Annotated in this window: 22 protein-coding genes; 7 read left to right on the plus strand and 15 right to left on the minus strand. The window is 67.7% G+C overall.

All coding sequences use genetic code 11. The features are described from left to right. Position 1: 1 nt before the first annotated feature. Together B2G71_RS09095 and ruvX are read left to right on the plus strand one after the other, a co-directional pair. Entirely contained in the window at positions 2-1,201 is a 1,200-nt protein-coding gene (locus tag B2G71_RS09095; protein ID WP_098105446.1) for a DUF3089 domain-containing protein, read from the plus strand. Positions 1,202-1,263: 62 nt separating this feature from the next. Then, on the plus strand, positions 1,264-1,674 hold the full coding sequence (gene ruvX, locus B2G71_RS09100; protein ID WP_098105574.1) for a Holliday junction resolvase RuvX: 411 nt from the start codon (positions 1,264-1,266) through the stop codon (positions 1,672-1,674). Here the strand turns inward: ruvX and B2G71_RS09105 are convergent. The 7 genes from B2G71_RS09105 to argH all read right to left on the minus strand — a co-directional run bounded on the left by B2G71_RS09105 (position 1,671) and on the right by argH (position 7,476). Continuing rightward, positions 1,671-2,579, minus strand: coding sequence for a transposase (locus B2G71_RS09105; RefSeq protein ID WP_240530074.1), 909 nt, complete (start codon positions 2,577-2,579; stop codon positions 1,671-1,673). The genes ruvX and B2G71_RS09105 overlap by 4 nt on opposite strands. Next, complete coding sequence (locus tag B2G71_RS09110; protein ID WP_098105447.1) at positions 2,567-3,535, minus strand: hypothetical protein; 969 nt, start codon at positions 3,533-3,535, stop codon at positions 2,567-2,569. Before B2G71_RS09110 ends, B2G71_RS09105 begins: the two co-directional genes overlap by 13 nt. A gap of 12 nt (positions 3,536-3,547) precedes the next feature. Further along, entirely contained in the window at positions 3,548-3,694 is a 147-nt protein-coding gene (locus tag B2G71_RS24060) for a hypothetical protein (RefSeq protein WP_168176311.1), read from the minus strand. Positions 3,695-3,759: 65 nt separating this feature from the next. Then, positions 3,760-4,575, minus strand: coding sequence for an NAD(P)-dependent oxidoreductase (locus B2G71_RS09115; protein WP_098105448.1), 816 nt, complete (start codon positions 4,573-4,575; stop codon positions 3,760-3,762). A 4-nt stretch (positions 4,576-4,579) separates the two neighbouring features. Beyond that, entirely contained in the window at positions 4,580-5,839 is a 1,260-nt protein-coding gene (gene lysA / locus B2G71_RS09120; protein ID WP_098105449.1) for a diaminopimelate decarboxylase, read from the minus strand. Positions 5,840-5,845: 6 nt separating this feature from the next. Continuing rightward, positions 5,846-6,097, minus strand: coding sequence for a hypothetical protein (locus B2G71_RS09125; RefSeq protein ID WP_098105576.1), 252 nt, complete (start codon positions 6,095-6,097; stop codon positions 5,846-5,848). A 5-nt stretch (positions 6,098-6,102) separates the two neighbouring features. After that, on the minus strand, positions 6,103-7,476 hold the full coding sequence (gene argH / locus B2G71_RS09130) for an argininosuccinate lyase (protein ID WP_098105450.1): 1,374 nt from the start codon (positions 7,474-7,476) through the stop codon (positions 6,103-6,105). Between the two features lie 19 nt (positions 7,477-7,495). On the opposite strand from argH, the gene B2G71_RS09135 reads away from it, so the two are divergent. Continuing rightward, on the plus strand, positions 7,496-8,065 hold the full coding sequence (locus B2G71_RS09135) for a TlpA disulfide reductase family protein (protein WP_240530075.1): 570 nt from the start codon (positions 7,496-7,498) through the stop codon (positions 8,063-8,065). 333 nt (positions 8,066-8,398) lie between these two features. Further along, entirely contained in the window at positions 8,399-11,326 is a 2,928-nt protein-coding gene (locus tag B2G71_RS09140; RefSeq protein WP_098105452.1) for a DNA methyltransferase, read from the plus strand. A gap of 50 nt (positions 11,327-11,376) precedes the next feature. On the opposite strand, the gene B2G71_RS09145 is transcribed toward B2G71_RS09140, so the two are convergent. Further along, positions 11,377-12,312: a glyoxalase gene (locus tag B2G71_RS09145; protein ID WP_098105453.1), complete on the minus strand. Its 936-nt coding sequence runs from the start codon at positions 12,310-12,312 to the stop codon at positions 11,377-11,379. Between the two features lie 50 nt (positions 12,313-12,362). Beyond that, positions 12,363-13,721 (minus strand): aromatic ring-hydroxylating dioxygenase subunit alpha, encoded by a 1,359-nt coding sequence (locus B2G71_RS09150; RefSeq protein ID WP_098105454.1) that lies wholly within the window; start codon positions 13,719-13,721, stop codon positions 12,363-12,365. Positions 13,722-13,884: 163 nt separating this feature from the next. Between B2G71_RS09150 and B2G71_RS09155 the strand changes: the two genes are divergently transcribed. Beyond that, positions 13,885-14,400: a nitroreductase/quinone reductase family protein gene (locus tag B2G71_RS09155; RefSeq protein ID WP_098105577.1), complete on the plus strand. Its 516-nt coding sequence runs from the start codon at positions 13,885-13,887 to the stop codon at positions 14,398-14,400. 72 nt (positions 14,401-14,472) lie between these two features. On the opposite strand, the gene B2G71_RS09160 is transcribed toward B2G71_RS09155, so the two are convergent. The 3 genes from B2G71_RS09160 to B2G71_RS09170 are packed head-to-tail and all read right to left on the minus strand — an operon-like array spanning position 14,473 to position 17,777. Continuing rightward, the gene (locus B2G71_RS09160; protein ID WP_098105455.1) at positions 14,473-15,717 is read right to left on the minus strand and encodes an MFS transporter; all 1,245 of its coding nucleotides are present in this window, start codon (positions 15,715-15,717) and stop codon (positions 14,473-14,475) included. A 31-nt stretch (positions 15,718-15,748) separates the two neighbouring features. Continuing rightward, positions 15,749-16,165 (minus strand): EthD domain-containing protein, encoded by a 417-nt coding sequence (locus B2G71_RS09165; protein WP_098105456.1) that lies wholly within the window; start codon positions 16,163-16,165, stop codon positions 15,749-15,751. 16 nt (positions 16,166-16,181) lie between these two features. Then, positions 16,182-17,777 carry an SMP-30/gluconolactonase/LRE family protein gene (locus B2G71_RS09170; protein ID WP_098105457.1) on the minus strand — a complete coding sequence of 532 codons (1,596 nt, stop codon included), beginning with the start codon at positions 17,775-17,777 and terminating at the stop codon, positions 16,182-16,184. A 216-nt stretch (positions 17,778-17,993) separates the two neighbouring features. Here B2G71_RS09170 and B2G71_RS09175 point away from each other — a divergent pair, with 216 nt between their 5' ends. Further along, positions 17,994-18,902 (plus strand): SDR family NAD(P)-dependent oxidoreductase, encoded by a 909-nt coding sequence (locus tag B2G71_RS09175; RefSeq protein WP_098105458.1) that lies wholly within the window; start codon positions 17,994-17,996, stop codon positions 18,900-18,902. A gap of 98 nt (positions 18,903-19,000) precedes the next feature. After that, the gene (locus tag B2G71_RS09180; RefSeq protein ID WP_098105459.1) at positions 19,001-20,833 is read left to right on the plus strand and encodes an NAD(P)/FAD-dependent oxidoreductase; all 1,833 of its coding nucleotides are present in this window, start codon (positions 19,001-19,003) and stop codon (positions 20,831-20,833) included. Between the two features lie 56 nt (positions 20,834-20,889). On the opposite strand, the gene B2G71_RS09185 is transcribed toward B2G71_RS09180, so the two are convergent. The 3 genes from B2G71_RS09185 to B2G71_RS09195 form a co-directional block, all read right to left on the minus strand. Then, on the minus strand, positions 20,890-22,614 hold the full coding sequence (locus tag B2G71_RS09185) for an ATP-binding protein (protein ID WP_098105460.1): 1,725 nt from the start codon (positions 22,612-22,614) through the stop codon (positions 20,890-20,892). 179 nt (positions 22,615-22,793) lie between these two features. Beyond that, entirely contained in the window at positions 22,794-23,561 is a 768-nt protein-coding gene (locus tag B2G71_RS09190; protein WP_098105461.1) for an enoyl-CoA hydratase-related protein, read from the minus strand. A 1-nt stretch (position 23,562) separates the two neighbouring features. Further along, a complete protein-coding gene (locus B2G71_RS09195) occupies positions 23,563-24,828 on the minus strand; it encodes an acetyl-CoA hydrolase/transferase C-terminal domain-containing protein (protein WP_098105462.1) in 1,266 nt (421 codons plus the stop codon). Positions 24,829-24,924: the final 96 nt, after the last annotated feature.

The following is a 24,924-nucleotide window of genomic DNA, read 5'->3' on the forward strand; positions in this document are numbered from 1 at the left end:
CATGGCCCGCAAGTTCCTGTACGTCGTCGCCGGACTGACCGTGCTCGTGTTCGCCGTGCTGGTGGCGCTGCGGCTCTTCGCCGAGGATCTGACGCGATTCGCCTTCGTCCCCGACGAGGCCTTCACCCAACCACCCCCCGCCGACCGGCCCGACTACGCCGAAGCGCGGTTCTGGATCGCGCGCCCCGGCCTGGAGAGCAACCCGGCGCAGTGGCGGCCGCGCCTGTCCGCCCCGAACGACGAGGCGAGCACGGCGCCCCAGAGCCCGGCCCCGGAAGCGCAGCAACCGGACGCGCTCGAACCGCTACCCGTGAGCGTGTTCTTCGTTCACCCCACAAGCTTCATTTCGCGCGACGCGTGGAACGGGCCGATCGACGAGCCGACCGCCCGCACGCGCGCCGAGCTGTTCGTTCGCGGGATGGGCAGTCCGTTCGGGCAGGCCGCGCATTTCTGGGCGCCGCGCTATCGCCAGGCGACGATCGGCGCCTTCCTCACCGACGACCCGCGCGCGATGATGGCGCTCGATCTCGCCTATGCCGACGTGCTCGCCGCGTTCGACACGTTCGTGAGGGAAACGCCCCCCGACGAGCCGATCGTGCTCGCCGGCCACAGCCAGGGCGCCTTCATCCTGCGCCGCCTGCTCAAGGACCGCGTCGCCGGCCAGCCGCTCGCCGATCGCGTGGCCGCCGCCTACGTCATCGGATGGCCGGTCTCGATCACGCACGATCTGCCCGCGATGGGCCTGCCCGCCTGCGAGCGGGCCGACGACACCGGCTGCATCGTGAGCTGGCTCAGCTTCGCCGATCCCGCCGAGACCGACATGCTGCGCGAAGCCTATTCCGCCAAGCCCGGGCTCGACGGCAAGCCGGTCGGCACGAGCCCGTTTGTCTGCGTGAACCCGATCAGTGGCGTGCGCAACGGCAGCGCCGAGGCGGCACGCAATCTCGGCACGCTGGTGCCCGATTTCGAAACCGAGCCGATGGCGATGGATGCCGAACTGGTGGCAGGCGTCGTGCCCGCGCGGTGCGAGCGCGACGACCTGCTCCACATCGGCGATCCGCCCGATCTCGACCTCGGTCCCTACGTCCTGCCGGGCAACAACTACCACCTCTACGATATCCCGCTGTTCTGGGCTAACCTGCGCGAGGATTTCAGGCGGAGAATGGCGGCTTGGGAGGCAAGGACCGGGACCCCGCGGTGACAGCGCTCGTCACCACCGGCGCGCTCGAATTTCGCGAGGCGCTGCCCTCGGGCGGCGCGTTGATGGCGCTCGATCTCGGCACCCAGACGATCGGCACCGCCTTCTGCGACGCCGGGTGGCGCTTCGCCTCGCCGGGAAAGACGCTCAGGCGCGGCAAGTTCGGCGCCGACAAGGCCCTGCTTTCGGCCCTCGCGCAAGAGCGCGGCGTGCACGGGATCGTGATCGGCCTGCCGCTCAACATGGACGGCTCGGAAGGACCGCGTTCGCAATCGAGCCGGGCCTATGCGCGCAATCTCTCGGCGCTCGGCCTGCCGATCCTGCTGTGGGACGAACGCTGGTCGACCACCAGCGCCGAGCGCGGCCTGATCGACCAGGACATGAGCCGGGCCAAGCGCGCCGGACGGATCGATTCGGCCGCCGCCGCGGTGATCCTGCAGGCAGCGATCGACGCGCTCGCGGGCAGCGCGTTCTAGCCTTCGGCGAGCTGCCGCCGATGCGCGGAGGCCTCCTTCGCGACGAGCCGGGCGCCGCTCGCCTCTGCCTTGCGCCACAAGGCCTCGCATTCGGCGCGCGAGGCGATCGAGGCCAGCGCCTCGAAGGCATGAAGCCGCATCCGGTCGCTGGGATGCGAGGCGGCGAAACGCTCGGCAAGGTCCTTCGCCTCCTCGCCGCCCAGCCCGACCGCGATGCGCAGGAAGGCCTCGCTCGCGCCGGGGTTGAGGATTTGCGAGACCGTGCCCTTCTCAACATCGAAGGCGTATTGATCGAACCACGCCACCGACGGATCGACGTGCATCAGGTTTAGCGAGACCGACAGCGAATCGGCAGGCCACTGGACATGCACGTCGCGGTGCGCGCGGTAGTGCAGGACATGACCGGGATCGAGCCGGGAGCGGCCGGTGAAGCGCAAGCCGACCGGCTCGCCGCGCCACCCCGAAACGTCAGCGAACTCATACTCGTAGGCCTCGCTCCAGTAGCCCGGACCGAAATAGCCCAGAGTGAGGAAATCGAAGTTGTGATCGTGCGCGAGTCCGTAGGTGAAGCTCGCATTGCCGCTCGCGAGCAGCATCTGTTCGCGCTCGCTCGGCCAGATCGCAGCGCGTAGCATGAAGCCAGCCTCGGAGCGTCGCGCGAGCGGGATCACTTGCGGACCATATCCGCCATCCTCATCGCCCTCGCGGCCCGCCGTCGCCAGCCGCGCGATCAGGATATCGCCGAGAAACGCCCGGTTCGCCCCCAGACGCCGCAGCCAGCCGGCCGCGTGAAGCAGGCTGTGCTCCTCACGCGGGTCGAAGCCCGACGCGCTCAGGGCATCGACACAGGCCTCGAGCGAGGCTACCGCCCCGTCCCCCTGCCCCGCCTCGACTATGCGCGGCACGACACGAGGTCCGCCAGCCCGGAGTGCGCCGCGAGCAAGTCGTCGCGCAGCGCGGCGGCCAGTCCGGCGATCGGATCGTCGGCGCGCGCGGCAATCTCGCACAGCGTGTCGAGGCCCGCCCGCGTGTCGAGCGCGATCGCCTCGCGTGCCGCGCGCCAGCGCAGCGGGGCGCTGCCGGGTCCGCGCGCGATTGCGGTGATCGCCGGAACCGCGTCCTGGCGGTCCATCGCGCGCAGCAGCGTCATCGTGAGCAGGGCACTGCTCTCGGCGGCGCTGGCGCTGGTGCGACGCACCGGAGCGCCATTCGCCAGCCGCAGCTCGTCCGTCGGCTCGGCGCCGCACCGGCGTTGCAGCCTGAGCAGCACGAGACAGCCGTCGATGCCGGTCAGACGAAGCGCCGTCTCGCGTCCGTCGCGAACGACGACATCGCCGCAGGCCAGCGTGCGCGGGCTGCGGCTGAGCGCGCCGCCCGATCCATCCCCGCGAGGTCTCGAGACGATTTCCGCGCGCGCCGTTCCAGCGAGCACGCGATCCCAGGTCTCGATGTCGGGAAATGCGACGCTCACCGCGGTGTCGGCAACGGGAGCGGCCTCGCAAGCCACCAGCGTCAGACTCACCGTTCCGGTGCGCGCAAGCAGGAGCGTGGAGCGGCGGCCATTGGTGAAGTGCCGCAGAGCCACGTGCCCCAGCGGCTGATCCGAAAGCGCCGCGCCGATCGCGGCGGCAAAGTCCGCGGCGAATTGCCGCGAGGGCCCCGGCTCGGCGCCGAACAGCTCGGCGAGGGCGGGCAGGCGCTCCACGGCGGCGCCCCCGGTCAGTTCTCCCATCGCGGCGATGACGCGCGCAACCTGCGGCCGTGCGCGCCAGGTCCGCACCGCCTCGCGCATCCCGGCCTGGATCGTGCGCGACAGGTCCGGATCGCGCCGAAGCGCGGCGATCTCCGGCCTCACCTGCATGCGGCCGGCCGCTCAGGCGATATTGTAGAGGAAAGTCATCAGGATGATGAGTGAATCGTCCGATCCGCTCGCGTCCGCCGTCTCGGACGAACTGCCATAGAGCGCGATCGGAAGATCGTCGTCGGGCAAGGTCGAAATATCGATACGCGGAATGGTCATCTGTCGTCCCGGTGGCTTGATGAGAACGCTATTCTCATAAGGCCTTTCCCCTAAGTTCCAGAATCCTATTCCGTTAAAACATTGTAATCGGAACCGGGGCATCGCAGTACGACGCTCAATCCCTCGGACACGACGACTTGGGCGCCGCTCGCGATTACTTCGCGGCGAGCGTCCGCACGCGCGCGATGAAGCACGGCAAGCGGCACATCCGGTTCATGGACGATCCGGTCGGCGCTGCCGAGCAGGCGCGCCTCGCGCAGGGTCAGGTCTTCCGGATCTTCGCTGCGCAGGACGATCTCGACCAGCGTGCCGGTGCCGCCCGTGTCCGCGGTCTCGACCCAGCTCTCGACGCGCGTCGCGCTTCGCTCCGACAGCGGATCGAGCGCGCCACCCTCGCCCAGCGCCGCGTCGAGCGCGCGCCGCCGGTCACCCGCGTCGGGCCAGCGCGCGCGCAGCCGCGTCCTCGCCGCATGGAGCGCCTCGGCGAGCCGCCCCAGCGAATGCGGCAGCAGCGCTTCGAGACGCAGCCGCAACGCCTTCGCCAGCCCCGCCGAGGCCCCGCCGGTCCCGATCGCCACCAACACCGGCGAGCGGTCGAGGATCGAAGGCACGGTGAAGTCGCATAGCTGGGGCCGGTCGGCCGCGTTGACCAGCAGCCCGGCGCGGCGCAGCCGGATTGCGTCCGCCTGCGCCCTCGCATCGTCCTCATGCGCGATGAAGGCGATCCGCGCGCCCTTGTCGATGCCTGCCTCGATCTCGTCGATCACCACCGCGCCGGCGCGTTCGACCAACCGCCGCTTGGCCTCGGCCGCGTCCCCCGCACCCAGCACGATCACCGGCTGCCCGGTGATACGGTGGAACAGGGGCAGCGCGCCTAGCAAGCGCTCACTCCAGCCATTCGGGCACGCGCTCGGTGGCGAGGATCGCGGCGGGCTCGATCCGCTCGGCGACGACCGACCACTTGTCGCCGTCGACCATGACCTCGGGCACCAGCGGGCGGCTGTTGTAAGTGTTCGCCATCGTCGCGCCATAGGCACCGGCGGTGCGAAACACCGCGAGATCGCCCGCCTTCACCGCGTCGATCTCGCGGCCCATCGCGAAGGTATCCGAACTCTCGCAGATCGGGCCCACGACATTGGCGATCATCGTTTCGCCAGTCGGCGTCACGGCGGCGAAATCGTGCCAGGCATCGTACATCGCCGGACGGGCGAGATCGTTCATCGCCGCGTCGACGACGACGAAGGGATTGATCGCGCCGGGCTTGACCCGGATCACTTCGGTGACGAGCACGCCCGAATTGCCCGAGATCACGCGGCCCGGCTCGAACATGACGGTCACGCCCCAATCGCGCGCGACGCTCGCCACCATCGCCCCGTATTCGGCGGGGCCCGGAAGGGACTCGCCGCTGCGATAGGGCACGCCGAGCCCGCCGCCGAGATCCATGTGCGTGACCTCGAGACCCTGCGAGCGCAGGCTCTCCATCAGCGCGCCCATCTTGAGGAAGGCCTGCCGCGAAGGCTCGAGATCGCCGATCTGACTGCCGATGTGCACCGCAAGGCCACGCATCTCGAGCCCGTCGAGCGCGCAGAGCCGCGCATAGATCGCGGGCGCCGCGTCGTAGGCGACGCCGAACTTGTTCTCGGCCTTGCCGGTCGAGATCTTGGCATGGGTCCTGGCGTCGACATCGGGATTGACCCGCAGCGTCGCCACCGCCCTGACCCCGCGCGCCGCGGCGAGAGCGGCAAGCTCGACGCCTTCCTCCTCGCTCTCGAGGTTGAACTGTCCGAGGCCCGCGTCGAGCGCCTCGGTCATCTCGCGCGCGGTCTTGCCGACGCCCGAAAAGACGATGTCGCTGCCCGCGATCCCCGCCGCGAGCGCGCGGTGCATCTCGCCCGCCGAAACCACGTCGGCGCCATAGCCCTCGCGCGCCAGCACGCGCAGCACCGCAAGGTTCGGGTTCGACTTGACCGCGAAGGCGAGGTGGATGCTGGGAAGGCCCGAAAGCGCTTCGCGGAACACGCGGGCGTGACGTTCGAGCGTGGCCCGCGAATAGACGTAGACCGGCGTGCCGACCGCTTCGGCGATCGCGGCAAGCGAGACATTCTCGGCGTGGAGCACGCCGTCCTTGAGCTGAAAGTAATCCATGGGCCTCTAGCGGTTCGGCTCTTCGGGCGGCGGCAGATCGTAAGGATCGTCCTCGCGCTCTTCCGAGCGGGTGCGCAATTCGACGCTGCGCTCGGGCACCGCCTGCGTCGGCGGTTCGAGCAGCTCGCTTGCGGTGGGCTGCACTTCGCGGCCATAAGGCGCGGGCGGCAGGTCCTGCCCCGGCTTGAGCCCCAGCGAGGATTTCGTGCCGCAGGCGGCCAGCGGCAGGACGAGCAACAGAAGCAGGATCTTGCGCAAGTCGCTCACTCCATACCCAGAGCCGTGCGCGCCTCGGCGACGCGCTGGCGGACCTGCCCGGGCGCGGTGCCGCCGTGCGAGTTGCGCGCGGCGACCGACGCCTCGACCGAGAGCGCGGAGAATACGCGTTCGTCGATGCGGCTGTCGATGGCCTTGAGATCATCGAGCGGCAACCGGTCGAGCGCCACGCCGCGCTCCTCGGCGAGCTTCACCGCCGCGCCGGTGATGTGGTGCGCCTCGCGGAACGGGATGTCGCCCTCGCGCACCAGCCAGTCGGCAAGGTCGGTCGCGGTGGCATAGCCCAGCTCGGCCGCCTGGCGCATGCGATCGGTGCGAAAGCGCGTGTCCGCGACCATCCCGGTCATCGCCGCAATCGAGAGCGCGAGCAGCCCCGCCGCCTCGAACACCGGCGGCTTGTCGTCCTGCATGTCCTTCGAATAGGCGAGCGGCAGGCCCTTCATGGTCATCATCAGGCTCACGAGGCAGCCGCTGATCCGCCCGGCATGGCCGCGCACCAGCTCGGCCGCGTCGGGGTTCTTCTTCTGCGGCATGATCGAGCTGCCGGTCGAGAGCGTGTCGGGCAGCGCGGCGAAGCCGAAAGGCTGGCTCGCCCAGATGATGAACTCCTCGGCGAGCCGCGAGAGGTGCAGCGCGCACTGGCTGGCGGCCATGAGGTAGTCGAGCGCGAAGTCACGGTCGGAGACCGAATCGAGGCTGTTCGCGGTCGGCCCGTCGAACCCGAGCGCCTGCGCGGTCATCTCGCGGTCGATCGGAAAGCCCGTCCCGGCAAGCGCGGCCGAGCCGAGCGGGCAGCGGTTGAGCCGCGCGCGCGCGTCGGAAAAGCGCGAGCGGTCGCGCGCGGCCATCTCGTAATAGGCCATGAGGTGGTGGCCGAGCGTCACCGGCTGCGCGGTCTGGAGATGGGTGAAGCCGGGCATGATGCTCTCGACGTGCTCGCCCGCGCGGCTTACCAGCTCCCTTTGGAGCGCGGCGAGCCCGGCGTCGGCCTGGTCGATCGCGTCGCGGACCCACAGGCGGAAGTCGGTCGCCACCTGGTCGTTGCGGCTGCGCGCGGTGTGGAGCCGCCCCGCCGCCGGGCCGATCAGTTCGGCGAGGCGCGATTCGGTCGTCATGTGGATGTCCTCGAGGTTCCAGTCCTCGGGCACCCCGTCCGCCTCGTATTCGGCGGCGACCGCATCGAGCCCCCGCTCGATCGTCACCGCGTCGTCGGACGAGACGATCCCCATCGCGCCGAGCATCGCGACATGCGCCTTGCTCGCGGCGATGTCCTGCCGCCAGAGCGCCTTGTCGAAGGGGATCGAGGCATTTATCTCGCGCATGATCGCCGAGGGCCCCTCGGCGAACCGCCCGCCCCACATCTGATTGGAGCCTGCCTTGTTGTCCCGTTCGCTCAAGCTTGCCGTCCTTGGTTGCACCCTGCTGGCCGGCGGCTGCGATAGGGGAGCCGATGCCCCCGCGCAACCGCAGGAATCCGCCGCCGCGACGCCGCCCGACGCGCCAGGCGCGGCGAGCAAGAAGCTCGACCGCAGCCACAAGGGCGAGCCGCTGCCCCGGATCACGGTGAAGGACGCCGAGGGCAAGACCCTGGCGCTCCCCTCGCTCAAGGGCAAGCCGGCGCTGGTAAACCTGTGGGCGACCTGGTGTGCGCCGTGCATCGCCGAACTGCCGACGCTCGACGCGATCGCCGCCGAGGGCCGGATCGCGGTCGTCACCGTCTCGCAGGACATGGGCAAGCCCGAGGAAGTCGCCGCGTTCCTCAAGGCCAAGGGCGGCGAGAACCTGCCCGCCTGGCTCGACCCGGAAAACGACCTCGCCTTCCAGTACGGCGGCGGCGTGCTGCCGACGAGCGTGCTCTACGACGCCGAGGGCCGCGAAGTCTGGCGCTACGTCGGCGGTAACGAGTGGGACAACGCCGAGGCCAGGGCGCTGCTCGCCGAGGCCGGCTGACCGCCGCCGCGCCGCCGGAGAACTTCACGAAGTTTGGTCACGTGGCGCATGACGAGTTTTCGCGCCGAACCGACCCGCGCGCCTTGCCTTGCGCGCGCTGCTGCTGACCACCGACAATGCGAAAGAGCGGGTGCCGGGATTTTCGCAGATTGCGAAGGTGTAGGACAGGCAAAGCCGAACCTCCGCTTCCGGCGCGCGGCGTCCGGACCCGTCGCACGAGAGCAATCATCGGCGTTGTTGCCGGGACGATTGCCTGCCACCTTGATCCGCCCCTAAGACGCGGGGCGCGCCTTCATCGGGGGCAAAGACTTCGCGCATCGAGACCGGGACAGCATGACACCGCACGAGTTCCTCAAGAAATGGCGTCACGCGGAGCTGAAGGAACGCTCGGCCTCGCACAGTCACTTCATCGATCTGTGCGCGTTGCTCGGCGTGGCCGATCCCGTCAGCGCCGATCCCAGCGGCGAATGGTTCACCTTCGAGAAGGGGGCGACCAAGACCGGCGGCGGCGAAGGCTGGGCCGACGTCTGGCGAAAGGGGTGCTTCGCCTGGGAATACAAGGGGCGGCGCAAGGATCTGAAGGCCGCCTTCAACCAGCTTCTGCAATACAGCATCGCGCTGCAGAACCCGCCGCTGCTGATCGTGTCCGACATGGACCGTATCCGCATCCACACCAACTGGACCAACACTGTTCAGGAGGTCCACGAATTTGCGACCGAGGACCTGCTCGACGGATCGGTGCGCGACCGGCTGAAGGCCGCTTTCACCGACCCCGACGCGTTCAAGCCGGCCAAGTCGCGCCAGACGCTGACCGAGGAAACCGCCGCCGAGTTCGCCGGTCTGGCGCAGCGGTTGCGCGATCGCGGCCACGATCCGCAGGCCGTCGCGCATTTCATCAACCGGCTGGTGTTCTGCATGTTCGCCGAGGACGTCGGCCTGCTGCCCGATCACCTGTTCACTAAGATGCTGCGCGCCAGCCAGGCAAGGCCCGAACGCTTCGAGACCAACGCGCGCAAGCTGTTCGCGGCGATGGCGGCGGGCGGCGACATCGATTTCGAACCGATCGAATGGTTCAACGGCGGCCTGTTCGACAACGATGACGCGCTGCCGGTCACCGACGAGGATATCGGCCAGCTTCTTCAGGCCGCCGGGCGCGACTGGTCGCAGATCGACCCCTCGATCCTCGGCACGCTGTTCGAGCGCGGGCTGGACCCGTCCAAGCGCAGCCAGCTTGGCGCGCACTACACCGATCGCGACAAGATTATGCTGATCGTGACGCCGGTGATCATCGACCCGCTCGAAGCGGAATGGGCCGAGGCGCTGGCGCAGATGACCGCGCTGGTCGAAAAGGCGCCGAAGCAGACGAAAGACAGGCTGCTGCGCGGCGCCGAACTGGCGAGGCGCACGCGCGCGCTCAACGAGGCCGAGGCGATTCACAGCGCCTTCATCGAGCGGCTGGCGAATTTCCGCGTACTCGATCCGGCCTGCGGCTCGGGCAATTTCCTCTACCTCGCATTGAAGGCGCTCAAGGATATCGAGCACCGCGCGAACCTCGATGCCGAAGCGCTCGGCCTGCCGCGCGGCTTTCCGCGCGTGGGTCCCGAATGTGTGCTGGGGATCGAACTCAACCCCTATGCCGCAGAACTGGCGCGGGTGTCGGTGTGGATCGGCGAAATCCAGTGGATGCGCCGCAACGGTTTCGACGCGGCGAAGAATCCGGTCCTGCGGCCGCTGGATACGATCGAGTGCCGAGATGCGGTGCTCGTGACCGACGAAGCGGGCACTCCGTTGCCCGGCCCGGATGGCAAGCCCCAGCGGGCGGAATGGCCCGAGGCGGATGTGGTGATCGGAAACCCGCCGTTTTTGGGCAACAAGAAGATGATCGGGGAGCTTGGCGAGAACTATACCATCGCCCTGCGCAAGGCGTGGCCGGAAGTCCCCGGCGGGGTGGATTTGGTCTGCTACTGGTTCGCCCAGGCATGGGCTATGATGCAGGCCGAACGACTTAAGCGGGCAGGGCTTGTATCCACCAATTCGATCCGGGGCGGCGCGAACCGGGAAGTCCTCAAACACATCACCGAGTATGGTCGTATTTTTGAGGCATGGAGCGACCAAGAATGGACTGTCGATGGCGCGGCAGTGCGTGTTTCGCTTGTGTGCTTCGATCGCGATTCTTCGAAGCAAGCCGTTCTCGACGGTGCCATCGTCGCCGCTATCTTCGCCGATCTTTCAGGGATTCGTGGAGGCGCGGACCTGACCTCCGCAGTCCGCTTAGCACCTAACCGAAATATCTCTTTCCAAGGACCAGTCAAGGTGGGTCCATTTGACGTCGAGGGTCACGTCGCACGCTCATGGCTAGTTCTTCCGGCCAATCCGCATGGCAGGAGGAATGTCGATGTCCTGTTCCCCCTGTTGAATGGAAGTGACATTACTCGCCGAACGTCGGATCGGTGGATCATTAATTTTGGGGAGCGCTCAGAGACCGAGTCCGCTCTGTATGAAGCTCCGTTTGAGTTCGTGCGGGAGATCGTCAAACCCCTCCGAGAAAAAAACAGGGATCAAGGACGGCGTGAGAACTGGTGGCGATTAGGGCGGTCTGGTCGGGAGTTAGTCGAATCGAGCCTCAAACTCTCACGAGCAATCTTTACACCTCGAGTGGCGAAACACCGGATTTTCATTTGGGCTTTGCCGAAGGTTTTGCCGGATAGCCGGGTTGCAATAATCTGTCGGGATGACGACACAACCTTCGGTATTCTCCATTCTAGATTTCACGAGTTATGGTCTCTTGCGCTTGGCGGCTGGCATGGAGTGGGGAACGACCCACAATATACACCCTCTATAGGGTTCGAGACCTTCCCCTTCCCCGAGGGACTCACCCCCGACGTTCCCGCCGCCGACTACGCCGACGATCCGCGTGCACAAGAGATCGCGGCAGCGGCGACGCGGTTGAACGAACTGCGCGAAAACTGGCTCAATCCCGACAATCTGGTCGTGCGCGAGCCCGAAGTGGTCCCCGGCTATCCCGACCGCATCCTGCCGAAGGACGAAGCGGCGGCGAAGGAACTTAAGAAGCGCACGCTTACCAATCTCTACAATGCGCGCCCGCAATGGCTCGCCAATGCGCATGCGGCGCTCGATGAAGCGGTGGCGGACGCCTATGGCTGGGGCAACGACTGGCGCGCGGGTCTGCTCACCGACGACGAGATACTGGCCCGGCTGTTTCGCCTGAATCAGGAACGGGCCGCCCTGCAATCCGACTGAAATGGTCTCACGAGGTCCCGCGCCGATGCGGTTCCGCTCCATCGCGGACCTCAGACCTGCGGAAACACCCCCGGCTCGCCCAGCCGCGAGCCCACCGGCGGATAGCCCTGCGGCAGCTTGTCGGTGAACCAGATCAGCCGGCCTTGCGCGTGTTCGGGGGCGATGGCGATGCGGTCGCTCGGCTCGCCGATCAGGGGGAGGTTGCGCCAGCGCAGGTAGTCGGCGGCGGCCTGCGCGTCGGCGACCTTGTAGACGAGGTGGTAGATGCCCTTCGTATTCGCCGCGTGTCCGGCGACGTCGGAACCCGGCGCGCCTTCGAGGGCTTCGAGCATGGTGTCGCCAATCGCGAAGGCGGCGCAGCGCGCCTGCGGATGGGCGAGCGGGCGGGCGGAAAGCTCGGGCCATTCGAGGCGTCCGGCGAAGAGCGCGCGGGCGTCGTCGAGCGAGGGAGTGGAAACGCCGATCGCCTGCAGGCCCTCGATGCCGAGCGGGTGCTCCTCGCGCCATTTGTCGGGCCGCCACGCGGGATCGTTGCGCGGGTCGCCGGGCAGGTCCTGCCCCAGCACCTCGATGCGCATGCCAAGTGCTTCGTGGCGGGCGATGATGAAGTAGCTTTCCTCCATGCCCCGGTCCTGACGCACCGCGAATCCCCTCGCGGCGAACCAGGCGGCGGCGGCCTTGAGGTCGGCGACCCTGAGCGCGACGCCCAGCCAGCGCATCGGCGCGGCCGAGCGGCGCAGCATGTCGCCCAGCGGATTGCCCGGCTCGGCGCCGCGCCCCGCCGGCGCGATCGGGATGAGCATGGTGTCGCTCACCATCATCAGCCGTTCCTCGCGGTCGAAACCGTATTTCTCGGTCTCGGGCGTGATCAGCATCTCGAAGGCGGTCTCGGCGCCGAACACGTCGAGAAAGAAAGCGTCGCAGGCCGGGCGCAGCGCGTTGTCGGCGAGCGCCCAGCTCACGTGGGCGAGCGGCATGGCTACCATCGGTCCCCTCCCGGCCCGGCCCCGGCCTCGCGGGCCGGGGTCCGGAGCGATCAATACTTGGTCGGCGCGCCCTTGCCCATGTAGCGGGCGAGATTCATGTGCAGGCTCGCGACCGACCGCTCCATGTAGGGGTTGGGCTGCGCGCCGCGGAAACCCGCGTTCTTCATCCCCTGCTGGACCGCGGCCATGTTGTTGAAGTCCTGCTGCAGCACGGGGGGCCAGTCGTCCGGCGCGGTGTATTCCCACTCGGTCTCGGGCGCCTCGCCTTCGGGGTAGAGCTCGTAGACCGCCGCCTCGAACACGCACTTGTCGGGATCGGTGCCGTAGGGCCGCGCCTGGTAGCACAGCATGTTGTTGACGGCGTGGCCAATCTGGAAGTTCGGGAAGATCTGCCAGGCGGTGCCCGCCTTGGCGGTGTGCTGCGGATCGACCACCGGCCACACGACCCCGCGCGCCGCGTCGATCTCGCGCGCGGTCTTGATCCAGTACATCGAGACCTCGGCCGCGGTGGTGCCCTCGGGCAGCTCGTCCTTCAGCCGGTTGGCGACGTCGACCAGCGTGCGGGTGGTGTTGGTGTTGGCGTTGTCCCAGGTGAAGTTCTGCAGGTCCGCCGTGGTCATGCGCGGGTCCTCGCCGGCGCCGAGGCGCAGCTTGCCGGAGTCTTCCTCCTGGCCCTTGGGCGCGTCGTAGCCGATGTTCGAATGGAGCCCCTGGTTGCGCGCCCAGCCGCGGAACTGGCCGAACTCCATGAACTCGGGATGGGTGGTGGAGACGTGGTAGGTCTCGGCGAAGGCCTCCATCGCGACCTTCCAGTTGCATTCGAACACCACCCACTTGCGCCAGCGCGGGCGCATGTTGTGAAGCTGGTAGGGCTCGAGCAGCCCGGCGGCGGGCGCAAGATAGTCCTCGAGCGGCATGGCCTCGGGATCGAGGTTGATCCAGACCCAGCCGCCCCAGGTGCCGACCTTGACTTGTCCGACGTCTGAGAGGCCATCGCACAGCCGGCCCTGCCAGTCTTCCTGATGCTCGATGAAGGTGTTCTTCCCATCGAGATCGAAGGTCCAGCCGTGGTAGCCGCAGATGAAGTTCGGCCGCGAGCCGCGCGCGTTGCGCTTGCCCGGCGGCACGTCGACGAGCTTGCGCCCCCGGTGCGGGCAGACGTTGTGGAGCGCGCCCACGGTATCGGGCGCGGAGCGCACCACGATCACCGAATCGTCGCCGATCTCGTAAGTGAAGTAGTTGCCCACCTCGGGAATATCGTCGAGCCGCCCGGCCTGGAGCCAGACCTTGCGCCACAGCTTGTCGCGTTCCTCGCGCGCGTATTCGGGCGAGACGTAGGCCTCGGCCGGGATGTTCACCGGCTCCAGCAGGTCTTCCGCCTCACGCACGATCTTGCCCAGTTCTCCCATCACGTTCCTCTGCTGTCTGTCCGCATTTGCGTTCGTTATCCCATTATTCGCACGGCGATGCAAACCGCCAGCGAGCTTTCATCGGATACATTGCGCCCTTGGCCTTTCCCCGAAAATGCGCAAGGGTCCGGCGCCGATACAAGTCAACCCGAGAGGAGAGATCATGAGCGACGAATCATCCGCCGTCATCCGCGAAGCGCGCAGGGACTGGGTGACCGAGCATCGCGAGATGTACCTCGAATCGGGCGGGGCCAAGGGACACATCATGGACATCCGCCCCGTCGGCGGTCCGTTCATGGGCACGCACCTCATGATCAAGTACACCGGGCGCAAGAGCGGCAAGGTCTTCATCACCCCGCTGTGCTATGCCGACATCGGCGGCGAGGTGGTGATCGTCGCCTCGAAGGGCGGCGCCGACGAGCACCCCGCCTGGTACCTCAACATCCGCGAGCAGAGCGAGATCGAATTCCAGATCGCCACCCAGGCGTTCCGCGGCACCTGGCGCGAGCCCGAAGGCGCCGAGCGCGAGGCCGTGTGGGACTTCATGGTCAAGTGCTATGGCTTCTACGGCGACTACCAGAAGTCGACCGACCGCCAGATCCCGCTGGTGATGATCCAGGCGACCGAGGAAATCCCGGTGTTCAAGGCCGAGGAGGCGACGGGGATGCGGTCGTACTGAGGCTCCGTCCCGGGCGGCCGGCAAGGGCATCGGCGAGCGCGGCGTCGAACTTCGCCGGCGCCTTGCCGATGCTCAGTAGGCTCCTCGGCGCGGCAGCGTGAGGAGGGCGAGGCTGGCCACCGCCATCATCCCGAAGGTGCCCCACAGGAAGCCCGCGTAGCTGTTGGTGCCGTCATAGACGGCCGCCGCCGCGAGCGGACCGAGGGCGGTGCCGACCGAGAGCGCGGCGAGCAGGCCGCCGTAAAGGCCGCCGAAGTTGCGCAGGCCGAAGTGGCGGCTGACGAGGTAGACGACCACGTCGATCTCCGAGCCGAGCGTCAGTCCGATGAAGGCCGCCGCGATCGCCAGCGCGGCGAACGAACTGTCGGCGAGCAGCAGGATCAGACACCCGCCGACCGGCAGCATGAACACCACCGCCCCCACCAGCGAGCCGGGAAAGCGGTCGAGCAGCAGGCCGGTGCCGAGCCGCCCGACGATCGAGAAGATGCCGATCACCGAGGCGATCCCCGCCGCCTCGACCGGGTCCGCGCCGCGATCGACGAGGATCGGTACGAAGTGCACGACCAGCCCGATGATGGTGAAGGTGAAGAACAGGCTGGCGACGAGCAGCCGCAGGTAGACCAGCGAGAACAGCGCCGGACGCAAGTCGTGGCCGGGCAGGTTGCGCTCGGTCCTTTCGGATTTCGCGGCCTTGTCCGGGCCGCGTTTTCGCGTTGGGCCGTCGTAGGCGCCGCGGAAGAACAGGTAGATAACCGGCAGCGTCACCGCGCCCCAGACCACCGCCATCCACAGCACGGCGCTGCGCCAGCCGAAGCGGCCGATCAGTTCGGTGCCCATCAGCGGGAACACCGAGATCGCCACCGAGGCGCCGCACAAGGTCACCGCGAAGGCGAGCCCGCGCGAGGCGTGGAAGCGCGAGGCGACCGCGCTCGTCCAGACCGATGCCTGGACCGGCAGCGCGGTCAGCGCGATCAGCCCCCACAGCAGATACCAGTTCCACGCCTCGCCGGTGGCTGTACCAAGCAGCGCGAAGGCCGCGCAGATCAGCGCGATCCCGGCGACCCCGAAGCGGCGCGGCCCGAAGCGGTCGACCGCGAGGCCGATCGCGATGCCGCCCACCGCCTGCACCAGCGTGGCGATGGTGAGCCCGAAGGTCACCTTGGTCCGCGACCAGCCGAAGTCCTCGGCCACGGGCAGGATGAACGGCCCGAGACCGTAGATGTGGATGACGCTGGTGGCATAGCCGAGCGCGGCGGCGATCGGCAGCATCGGATAGGCGCGCCACTCGGCGGCGGCGCTGGCCGGAGCCTCGGTCATGGAGCCTCGTTCTTCGCGGGGGATCGGACGGTCAATCTTCGTAGCGCAGATCGAGGTGGGTCTGCTCGCCGTTGGGGCCCATCGGCGAATCGTATTCCTCGATCACGCTGACCACCGGGTTGGCGTGGCTCGCGAAGAGATTCTTCTCGTCTTCCTTGACCATGTCGATGCGGTCGGGGCTGGCGATGATCTTCTGCGAGTTCTCGAAGTCCTCGCGGCTGTCCCACCAGATCTCCATCAGGCAATCGTAGCCCGGATCAATCACCTCGCCGGTCACCGGGTTCTTCTCGGGCTTGAGGTAGCGGCGGACATAGCGCCGCGCGTTGGGGATCGACGGCGCCCGGCCCATCCGCTTCGACAGCTTCGAGTGCTGGTTCTCGTAGTAGTCGAGGAACTCGTCCATCGTCATGTCCGGGCGCTTGCGGAAAAAGCAGATCTGCTTGAACATCGATGCGGCTCCCTCCTCAGGTCCTGGCCAGCGCGAGCACGCTGCCTTCGGCGTCCGCGCTCAGGTAGATCGTGCCGTCGCTCGCCGCGGCGATACCGACGAAGGTGTACATCGGCCCGCACATGTCCCCCACGCCGCCGAGCTGGGGCGCCTCGACGCCTTCGGGTCCGCCGATCGGAAGATCGCTGGCGATCGTCTCGCGCGCGCCGCCCGACAGGTCGCTGCGGACCACCGCCCGCGCGCCCGCGTCGGCGACGTAGAGCGCGCCGTCGTGAATGGCGATGCCCTCGGGCCGGGCAAGATCGTCGAGCACGGTCTCCTTGCGACCACCGGCAAGCTTGGCCACGCGGCCCGCGCCGCTTTCGGCGACATAGACGATCCCGTCCCCGTCAACCGCGACACCCATCGGTCGGTCGAGCCCGCTCGCCAGTTCCTCGGCATTGCCGCCCGCGATCGCGAGCACGCGGCCGGTCCCGTATTCTGCGGCGACCACCGCTCCGTCGGCGCCGAGCGCGACGCCCATCAGCCGGTCGTAGCCCTGCGCGAGCATCTCGTGCTCGGCGGCGGCGGGCGTCCAACGGGCGACGTCGCCGTTGGCGGTGGTGACGATCCACTGATCGGCGCCCGACGCCACGGCATCGCGTACCCATCCGGGGAAGCCGGGCGAGAACAGCATGCCAGCAAGCTGCAAGTCCTCGCCGGGCTGGAGCAGGTAGACGAAGCCGCCGTCGGCGACGAGCACGTGGCCGTTGGGGCCGACGGCGAGGCCGAGCGGCCATTGCAGGCCCTTGTCGACCAGCGGCCGGGTCTCGCCCGGCGCGACGATCTCGGTGATCGAGCCGTTGATGTGCGAGACGAAGGTGCGCCCGTCGGCGAAGGCGACGTTGTCGAGCCCGGGCTGGAGATCGGCGAGCACCGACTTCTCGCCGGTGCGGGGATCGATCCTGAGGACCTGCCCCGAATAGACCTGGGTCGAAACGATGTATCCGTCGGGATGGAACTTGACCGAATCGGGCACGCCGAGATCGCGCGCGACCACTTCGGGCTCGCCGCCCTCGAGGCCGACGCGCCAGATCTCGTTCGCGCCCTGCGCCGGGAAGTAGAGCTTGCCGTCGGGACCGACCTCGAAGGCGTTGACCATCGGCAGGCCCTCCAGGATGACGCGCGGCGCGCCGCCGTCGCGATCGAGCTCCATGATCCGCCCGCCGATCCGCAGCTCGCCCGCGATCAGGCGGCCCTGGTGATAGGTGATCGGGTTGGCCACCGGCATTTCGCCGTTGATCACGCGATAGTCGCCCGAGGGCGTCATCATCGAGACGCGGCCTTCTGTGATCTCGGTGCAATAGAGATTGCCCGCCTCGTCGAAGGCGAGATCGTCGGGGCCGATGATGGCGCCGCCGGTCGGACTGATGGTCTCGACCGCGCCCGAATTGACATCGACCGCGCTGACCGTGCTGCCCGCGACCTGCGCGACGTAGATCCGCCCGTCCGCGCCCGTGCGGATGCCGTTGGCGCCGTTGAGCCGGCTCGCCCGGGTCATCCGGTGCAGCGCCCAGCCCTCCGCGGGTTTCGCGGTCAATCCACCGGAATTTCGGCCGCTTGCCTCAAGCATGTATACATCCTCTCTCTCCCGGCGTTGCGCCGAGTCTCGTGCGAGTCCTAAGCAAGCGCCCAATCGTGTCAACGCGCTGCCTTTCGCCCCGGCGGCGCTCGCCTCTTCCTCGCCACCGCATGTTGCCTTGGCGCGGCTGCACGAATATGCGTGCAACGGCCCGATATTCGCCGGTCGGCGAAGGTGCGGATACGAAATTTCAGACAAGAGGATGCCATGGACGAAATGCGCTTCGACGGCCGGGTCGCGGTCATAACCGGCGGCGGACGCGGGCTCGGACGGTCCTACGCGCTGCTGCTTGCCGAGCGCGGCGCGAAAGTGGTGGTCAACGATCCGGGCGGCGCGATCCGGGGCGACGGCCCCGATGCCGCGGTCGCGCAATCGGTGGCCGACGAGATCCGCGCGGCGGGTGGTGAGGCGATCGCCAACACCGATTCGGTCGCCACGCCCGAAGGTGGCAAGGCGATCGTCCAGGCCGCGCTCGACGAATGGGGCCGGATCGACGTGCTGATCCACAACGCGGGCAACGTGCGCTACGGCGCGATTCGCGAAATGTCCTACGAGGATTTCCGCGCCGTGCTCGACGTCCACCTGCTCGGCGCGTTCCACGTCGTCCAGCCCGCGTTCGGGCCGATGTGCGACGCGGGCTACGGGCGGATCGTGCTGACCTCGTCGGTCGGCGGGGTCTACGGCAACCTGCGCTGCGTGAACTACGGCATGGCGAAGTCGGGCATGATCGGCCTCAACAACATCGCCGCGCTCGAGGGCGAGGAATTCGGAGTGAAGTGCAACATCATCGTGCCCGGCGCCGTGACGCGCATGGCCGAGGGGATCGACATCTCGCAGTACCCGCCGATGGGCCCCGAACTCGTCGCTCCCGTGGTGGGCTGGCTGGCGCACGAGGCCTGTCCGATCAGCGGCGAGATGATCGCCTCGATGGCCGGCCGGATCTCGCGCATGTTCATCGCCGAGACGAAGGGCGTCTACCGGCCGGAATGGACCATCGAGGACGTCGCCTCGGTCTGCGACGCGGTGCTCGACAAGGAAGGACTGCTCGACTTCGGGCTCCACGGCCACGTCGATCACATCGGCTACAGCTTCAAGATGGCCAGCGGCGCCCTCTAATGAACAACAGTGTTGACAAGTATACCGGCGCCTAACAAGGTCCGGAGCGACGCGGCGGCCGCTTTGAAATCGCCGCCAAAGAGAAGATTGGGACGGATATGACCTGCCTGAAGACGATCGTTCCCGAGCCCGAGGACATCGACATCCCGGCGCTCAAGGCCAAGTACAAGCAGGAGCGCGAAAAGCGCATGCGCAGCGAGGCGGGCGAGCAGTACGCCAGCCCCGAGGACAACTTCGTCTACGACACGCGCGAGCATGATCCGTTCGAGCCCGTGGTGCCGCGCGACGCGGTGGACGACGAGATCGACGTCGCCATTCTCGGCGCGGGCTGGACCGGCATCCTCGCCGCCTTCCATCTGCACCAGGCGGGCGTCACCAACTTTCGCCACATCGAGCACGCGGGCGGGTTCGGCGGCACCTGGTACTGGAACCGCTATCCCGGCATCCAGTGCGACAACGACGCCTATTGCTACCTGCCGCTGCTCGAGGAAATGGGCACCCTGCCCTCGAAGAAGTTCGCCGACGGCAAGGAGATCTACGACTACATCCAGACGATCGTCGACAAGTACGGCTTTCGCGACAAGGCGCTGCTCCACACCGAGATCACCGCGCTCAACTGGAGCGAGGACGCCAAGCGCTGGATCGTCTCGACCGACCGCGGGGACACGATCCGCGCGCGCTTCGTGGTGATGTGTGGCGGCACGCTGTCGACCCCGAAGTTCCCCGCGGTGCCCGGCATCCACCGCTTCAAGGGCAAGATGTTCCACACCAGCCGCTGGGACTACGACTATACCGGCGGTTCGTGGGAGAGCCCGGTGCTCGACAAGCTCGCCGACAAGACCGTGGCGATCCTCGGCACCGGAGCGACGTCGATCCAGGCGGTGCCCTATCTCGGCAAGTACGCCAAGCAGCTCTATGTCATCCAGCGCACGCCCTCGAGCGTCGACGAGCGGCCCAACCCGCCGACCGATCCCGACTGGGCCGCCTCGCTCAAGCCCGGCTGGCAGGCCGAGCGGCAGGCCAACTTCCTGCGCGCGGCGAACGAGATCATCCCGCCGGGCGACGAGGACCTGATCTGCGACATCTGGACCGAGATCAACCGCAACCTCAACGCCGAACTGGAAGAGGCCGGCTGGCCGCAGATCGGCATGGACGAGTTCATGCAGCGCCGCGAGGTCATGGACTTTCGCGTGATGGAACGCCTCAGGAAGCGCGTCGAAAGCATCGTCGACGATCCCGAGACCGCCGAGGCGCTCAAGCCCTACTACCGCTTCATGTGCAAGCGGCCGCTGTCCAACAACGACTATTACGAGACCTTCAATCGCCCCAACGTCACGCTCGTCGACGTCTCGAAGACGGCCGGGCTGGAGGCGATGTACGAAGATGGCTTCATCCACGAGGGCAAGCAGATCCCGATCGACTGCATGATCTTCGCCTCGGGCTTCGAGGTGGCGGGCGACCTCAAGCGTCGCTGGGGCATCTCCGAGGTGGTCGGGCGCGAGGGTGTGTCGATCTACGACCACTGGGCCGACGGCCCGCGCACGCTCAACGGCACGATGGCGCACCACTTCCCGAACATGTTCTTCACCGGCTACGTCCAGGGCGGGCTCAACGGCAACACCACGCTCCAGTTCGGCGAGCAGGGCCGCCACGCCGCCTGGATCATCTCCACCGCGCTCGGCCGGGGAATCGAGGCGGTCGAGCCGACGAAGGAAGGCGAGGACGCCTACATCAAGGAATTCCGCGAGAAGGAACTCGACCTCTCGACCTTCCTCAACGAGTGCACCCCCAGCTACTTCACCAACGAAGGCGAGAAGGAAGCCAAGTGGTTCCTGTTTCGCGGCTGGGGGCCCGGCTGGGACGACTGGCAGGCCAAGATGCAAGCCTGGCGTGACGCCGGCGACATGCCGGGCATGCGGCTGGACGGCTGAGCAAGCAGGTCCGCGCGGCGCGCGCCCCTGCTCGTTGGCGCGCGTGGCAGGCCGTCTCAGTCGGCCAAGGCCGATGTCAACGGCCTTGGCGCGCGCGCGAGTGTCATGCCCTTGGTCTCGTCGACGAGATGCAGGTTCGGCAGTCTTGTCAGGATCTCGCGGAAGTCGGCGAAACGCGGCGGCTTGAGCAGATATCCCTCGGCGCCGAGTTCGGCCGACCGGGTGCGATCGAGACTGTGGTCGGAGCCGCTGCACATGATGACCGGCGTTGATTTCATCGTCTCGTCCGCCTGCATCGCGCGCAGCAGTTCGAAGCCGTCGCTCAGCGGCATGTTGATGTCGAGCAGGACGAGATCGAAAGCCTCGTCCGGCGCAGCAAGCCTTTCACGCGCTTCCTCGACGCTGCTCGCGCTCTGCACCCGACACCGCAGCCCGGAGCGCTCGAACAGGGCGATCTGCGTCAGTTCGAGGTCGGCCTCGCGATCGTCGACGATCAGGACGCTGGCCGGTTCGCTTTCCCTGGCGACGGCTTCCTCGCTGACCACGCATTGCGCCGACACGGCGTCCGGCAGCGTGAACCTGAAGACAAGGCCCTCGCCCGGAGCGCTTTCGCAGGCGATCTCGCCCGAATAGAGCCCGACGATGCGCCGGCAGATCGACAGGCCCAGGCCAGTGGATTCGTTGTTCGCGACCAGCCGGCTGAAGGGCTGGAATATTTCTTCCGCCTTGCCCTGCGGAATGCCCGCCCCGTTATCGGAGACGGTGAAACGCGCGACCCCGTCGACGACGTTGCAATCGACCTCAATGGTCACGCCGGGCGCGTTGTGGATGATCGCATTGGCGAAGAGGTTCTGGAAAAGCTGGCGCATCTGCGCCGGGTCCGCCACGATCGTGGGCAGCGAGCCGATCACGAAGGACGTGTCCTTGCGCGCGATGACATAGGCAAGGTTCTGCCGCACATCGGCGACGATGTCCGCCAGCTGGCAAGTGCAGCGTCCCGACCGGTCGGGATTGTCCAGTCCCGTGTACTGCCCGACCGAATCGATCAGCACGCCCATGCGCTCGGCCGCCTCGCCGATGAAGCGCAGATAGGTCTCCTGCTTCTCGGGATTGCGGGCCTTGTTGCGCACGAGCTCGGAAAACGAGATGAGCGTGCGCACCGGTTCGCGCAGGTCGTGTGCCAGCGCCCGGGTGAACACGGCAAGGCTGGCATGCTGGTCGCTGATCTGCGCGGTCTGCTCCTGCAGCCTGCGCAACATGTCGTGCTGGCGGGTATAGAGGTCCGCGTTCTCGAGCGCGACGCTGGTCGTGTCTGCCAGCGCCTGGAGGATCATCATTTCCTCCGCCGAAGGGCGACGATGCTCCGACCAGTAATTGCCGATGGCACCGATCGGCGAGGCGCGGCGGATCGGAACCATTGCCAAGCTCTTCACGAAAGTCGGTCGATAGGCATCCACCAGCACCCGCGGATCACTGTAGATGTCTTCGATGATCGCGCTCTGGGCATTGATCATCACCCAGCCACTGACGCAGGTCTCCATCGGGAAGCGCCGACCCTTCCACAAGGGCTCGATCGCGTTTTCCTCGACATAGTAGCATTGGCCTTCTTCGCGCAGCACGAATGTCGCGCCATCGGCTCCGGTCAGGCCTCGGGCGGCATCGCGAACGATGGCACTGACGGCCTCGAGGTCGCGTGCGTGAGAGAGCTCCTGGACCGCGCCGACCAGACGCTCCATCGCGGTCACATACCAGGAACCATCGCATTCGGGCTGCGGGTCCACACCAGACACCTATCAACGTCTGCAACTTCCTATGGCGAGGCGTATGGCGCGAAAGTTCAATTTGCCTATCATCGGGCGTAGGTAGTTAGGCGGAGCCAACTGGCCCGGCTTTCGAGCCCCGAGACCCGCCGGGCGTCAGCGCCGGTCTCGCTCTTCAGGGAGCGGAAGCGCGGTTCGCTTCAGCGTCCTTTCCACTCGGGCTTGCGCTTTTCGGCGAAGGCGCGGGGGCCTTCCTGGGCGTCCTGCGAATTGTACGCGTGCTCGTGCGCGGCGCGGGCGGCCTGGAGCGCGGCGGAGCGGCCCATCTCGGTGGCGAGCATGACCGTCTCGCGCGCCGCCTTGACCGAAAGCGGCGCGCCGTCGAGCACGTCGGCGGCCAGTTCGAGCGCCGCGTCGAGCGCGCCGCCGGGCTCCGCGAGCCGGTTGACGAGGCCGACCTCGTAGGCGCGCTGCGCGGTGATCGGCTTTCCGGTGAGCATGATCTCCATCATGATCCGCTGCGGGATCATGTGGATCAGCGGTGCCGCCCAGGGGCTGCCCCGCCCGACCTTGACCTCGGTGATCGCGAACTTCGCGTTGGTGCTGGCGACGCACAGGTCGCAGGCCTGCGCGATCATCCAGCCGCCCGCGAACGCGTGGCCGTTGACCGCGGCGATGGTCGGCTTGGTCAGCTCGATCGAATCGTAAGGCAGCGGGAACATGTCGCGCGGCGGCACCGCCATGCCCGTCTCGACCATCTCTTTCAGGTCGCCGCCCGCGCAGAAGGCCTTCTCGCCGCTGCCGGTGAGGATGGCGATGCGGCAGGCCGCGTCCGCTTCGAAGCGGGCCCAGGCCGCGCGCAGCCCCTCGCGCACCTCGCGGCTGAGCGCGTTGCGCGTGTCGGGCCGGTTGATGGTGATGACGGCGATGCCGTCGTCGCGCGTGTCGAACAGGACGGCATCGCTCATGTCAGAATCCCCTCTTTGCGATCGCGTGCGCCTCGCGGTCGAGGTCCTCGCGGAAATCGGGATGCGCGACCATGACCATCCGCCGCGCGCGCTCGGCGAGCGTGCGGCCCTTGAGTTCCGCCGCGCCGTACTCTGTAACGACGACGTCCACTTCGCTGCGCGCGCTGGTGACCGGCCCGTTGAGCCGGGTGACGATCTTGCTCAGCGTGCCCTTCTTCGCGGTCGCGGAGAGCACCATCAGCGAAGCCCCGCCCGGCGATCGCGCCCCGGCGCGCACGAAATCGACCTGCCCGCCGGTACCACCGAGATAGGCCGGGCCCGACTGCTCGGCATTGGCCTGCCCGGTGAGGTCTATCTCGAGCGCCGAATTGATCGTCACCAGCCGCGAGAGCCGCCCGAGCACGCCCGCGTCGTGGGTGTAGCTGGTCGGCGTCATGCGCAGCGTCGGATTGTCGTGCGCCCAGTCGTAGAGCCGCCGCGTGCCGATCAGCGCGCCGTTGATCGAAACCCCGGCGTCGATCTCCTTGCGCGCGTTGGTGAGCACGCCCGCCTCGGCCAGTTCGACCAGACCGTCGCCGAGCATGCCCGAATGGACGCCAAGATCCTTGCGGTCGAGCAGCAGGCGCAGGATCGCATCGGGCACCGCGCCGACGCCGGTCTGGATGACCGAACCGTCGCCGATGTACTCGGCGCAGTGGCGCGCGATCGTCTGGTCGGTCTCGCCGATCTTCGCGGGCGCGACTTCGACCGGCGGGCGCGAGACCCGGACCGCGACATCGATCTCGCTGGCGTGGATCATCTCGCCGGGAGTGAAGGGCACTTGCTCGTTGACTTCGGCGATGACGATGCGCGCCTTCTCGACCGCGGCACGCACGTAGTCCGAGATCAGCCCGCACGAGTGGTTGCCCGAGGCATCGGCGGGGCTGAGTTGGATCATCGCCACGTCGCAGGGGATCAAGCCCGCCGCGATCAGCGGGGCGACCTGCCCGACGTGGACCGGGATGACATCGAGAGCGTTCGCCTTGGTCATGGCCCGCAGCGCGCCGATCGCGCCCATCGAGGACAGGCGGAAGGCGCTCGCCGTCTCGGGCGTGAACAGCCCCGAAAAGCTCGTCGCGATGAACGCGCCGAGATCGCCGATCGCCGCGCCTTGCGCGATCAGCGCCTCGACCAGCACGGTCGGCTCGCCGCAGGCCTGGCCGAACACGATCCGGTCGCCGCGCCGCAAGTGGTGCGAAAGGTCGAGATTCTCGGGGGTGATTGTCATGCGGCCACCCTTGCTCTCTCCCGCTCACCCCGAGCCCGTCGAAGGGCGAGCGTGGCGCGACGTCCGCGAACATCCTTCGACAAGCTCAGGATGAGC

Origin of the sequence: Novosphingobium sp. PC22D, assembly GCF_002556635.1 — a bacterium.
Classification (GTDB): domain Bacteria; phylum Pseudomonadota; class Alphaproteobacteria; order Sphingomonadales; family Sphingomonadaceae; genus Novosphingobium.

Bases quoted from the DNA above. Each gene is read 5' to 3' on its own strand.
- B2G71_RS09170 (WP_098105457.1), bottom strand. From the start codon at position 17,777: ATGCTTGAGGCAAGCGGCCGAAATTCCGGTGGATTGACCGCGAAACCC.
- B2G71_RS09145 (WP_098105453.1), bottom strand. From the start codon at position 12,312: ATGGTAGCCATGCCGCTCGCCCACGTGAGCTGGGCGCTCGCCGACAAC.
- B2G71_RS09140 (WP_098105452.1), top strand. From the start codon at position 8,399: ATGACACCGCACGAGTTCCTCAAGAAATGGCGTCACGCGGAGCTGAAG.
- B2G71_RS09195 (WP_098105462.1), bottom strand. From the start codon at position 24,828: ATGACAATCACCCCCGAGAATCTCGACCTTTCGCACCACTTGCGGCGC.
- ruvX (WP_098105574.1), top strand. From the start codon at position 1,264: ATGGCGCTCGATCTCGGCACCCAGACGATCGGCACCGCCTTCTGCGAC.
- B2G71_RS24060 (WP_168176311.1), bottom strand. From the start codon at position 3,694: ATGACCATTCCGCGTATCGATATTTCGACCTTGCCCGACGACGATCTT.
- B2G71_RS09190 (WP_098105461.1), bottom strand. From the start codon at position 23,561: ATGAGCGATGCCGTCCTGTTCGACACGCGCGACGACGGCATCGCCGTC.
- B2G71_RS09160 (WP_098105455.1), bottom strand. From the start codon at position 15,717: ATGACCGAGGCTCCGGCCAGCGCCGCCGCCGAGTGGCGCGCCTATCCG.
- B2G71_RS09155 (WP_098105577.1), top strand. From the start codon at position 13,885: ATGAGCGACGAATCATCCGCCGTCATCCGCGAAGCGCGCAGGGACTGG.
- B2G71_RS09165 (WP_098105456.1), bottom strand. From the start codon at position 16,165: ATGTTCAAGCAGATCTGCTTTTTCCGCAAGCGCCCGGACATGACGATG.
- lysA (WP_098105449.1), bottom strand. From the start codon at position 5,839: ATGGATTACTTTCAGCTCAAGGACGGCGTGCTCCACGCCGAGAATGTC.
- B2G71_RS09110 (WP_098105447.1), bottom strand. From the start codon at position 3,535: ATGCAGGTGAGGCCGGAGATCGCCGCGCTTCGGCGCGATCCGGACCTG.
- argH (WP_098105450.1), bottom strand. From the start codon at position 7,476: ATGTGGGGCGGGCGGTTCGCCGAGGGGCCCTCGGCGATCATGCGCGAG.
- B2G71_RS09095 (WP_098105446.1), top strand. From the start codon at position 2: ATGGCCCGCAAGTTCCTGTACGTCGTCGCCGGACTGACCGTGCTCGTG.
- B2G71_RS09180 (WP_098105459.1), top strand. From the start codon at position 19,001: ATGACCTGCCTGAAGACGATCGTTCCCGAGCCCGAGGACATCGACATC.
- B2G71_RS09150 (WP_098105454.1), bottom strand. From the start codon at position 13,721: ATGGGAGAACTGGGCAAGATCGTGCGTGAGGCGGAAGACCTGCTGGAG.
- B2G71_RS09175 (WP_098105458.1), top strand. From the start codon at position 17,994: ATGGACGAAATGCGCTTCGACGGCCGGGTCGCGGTCATAACCGGCGGC.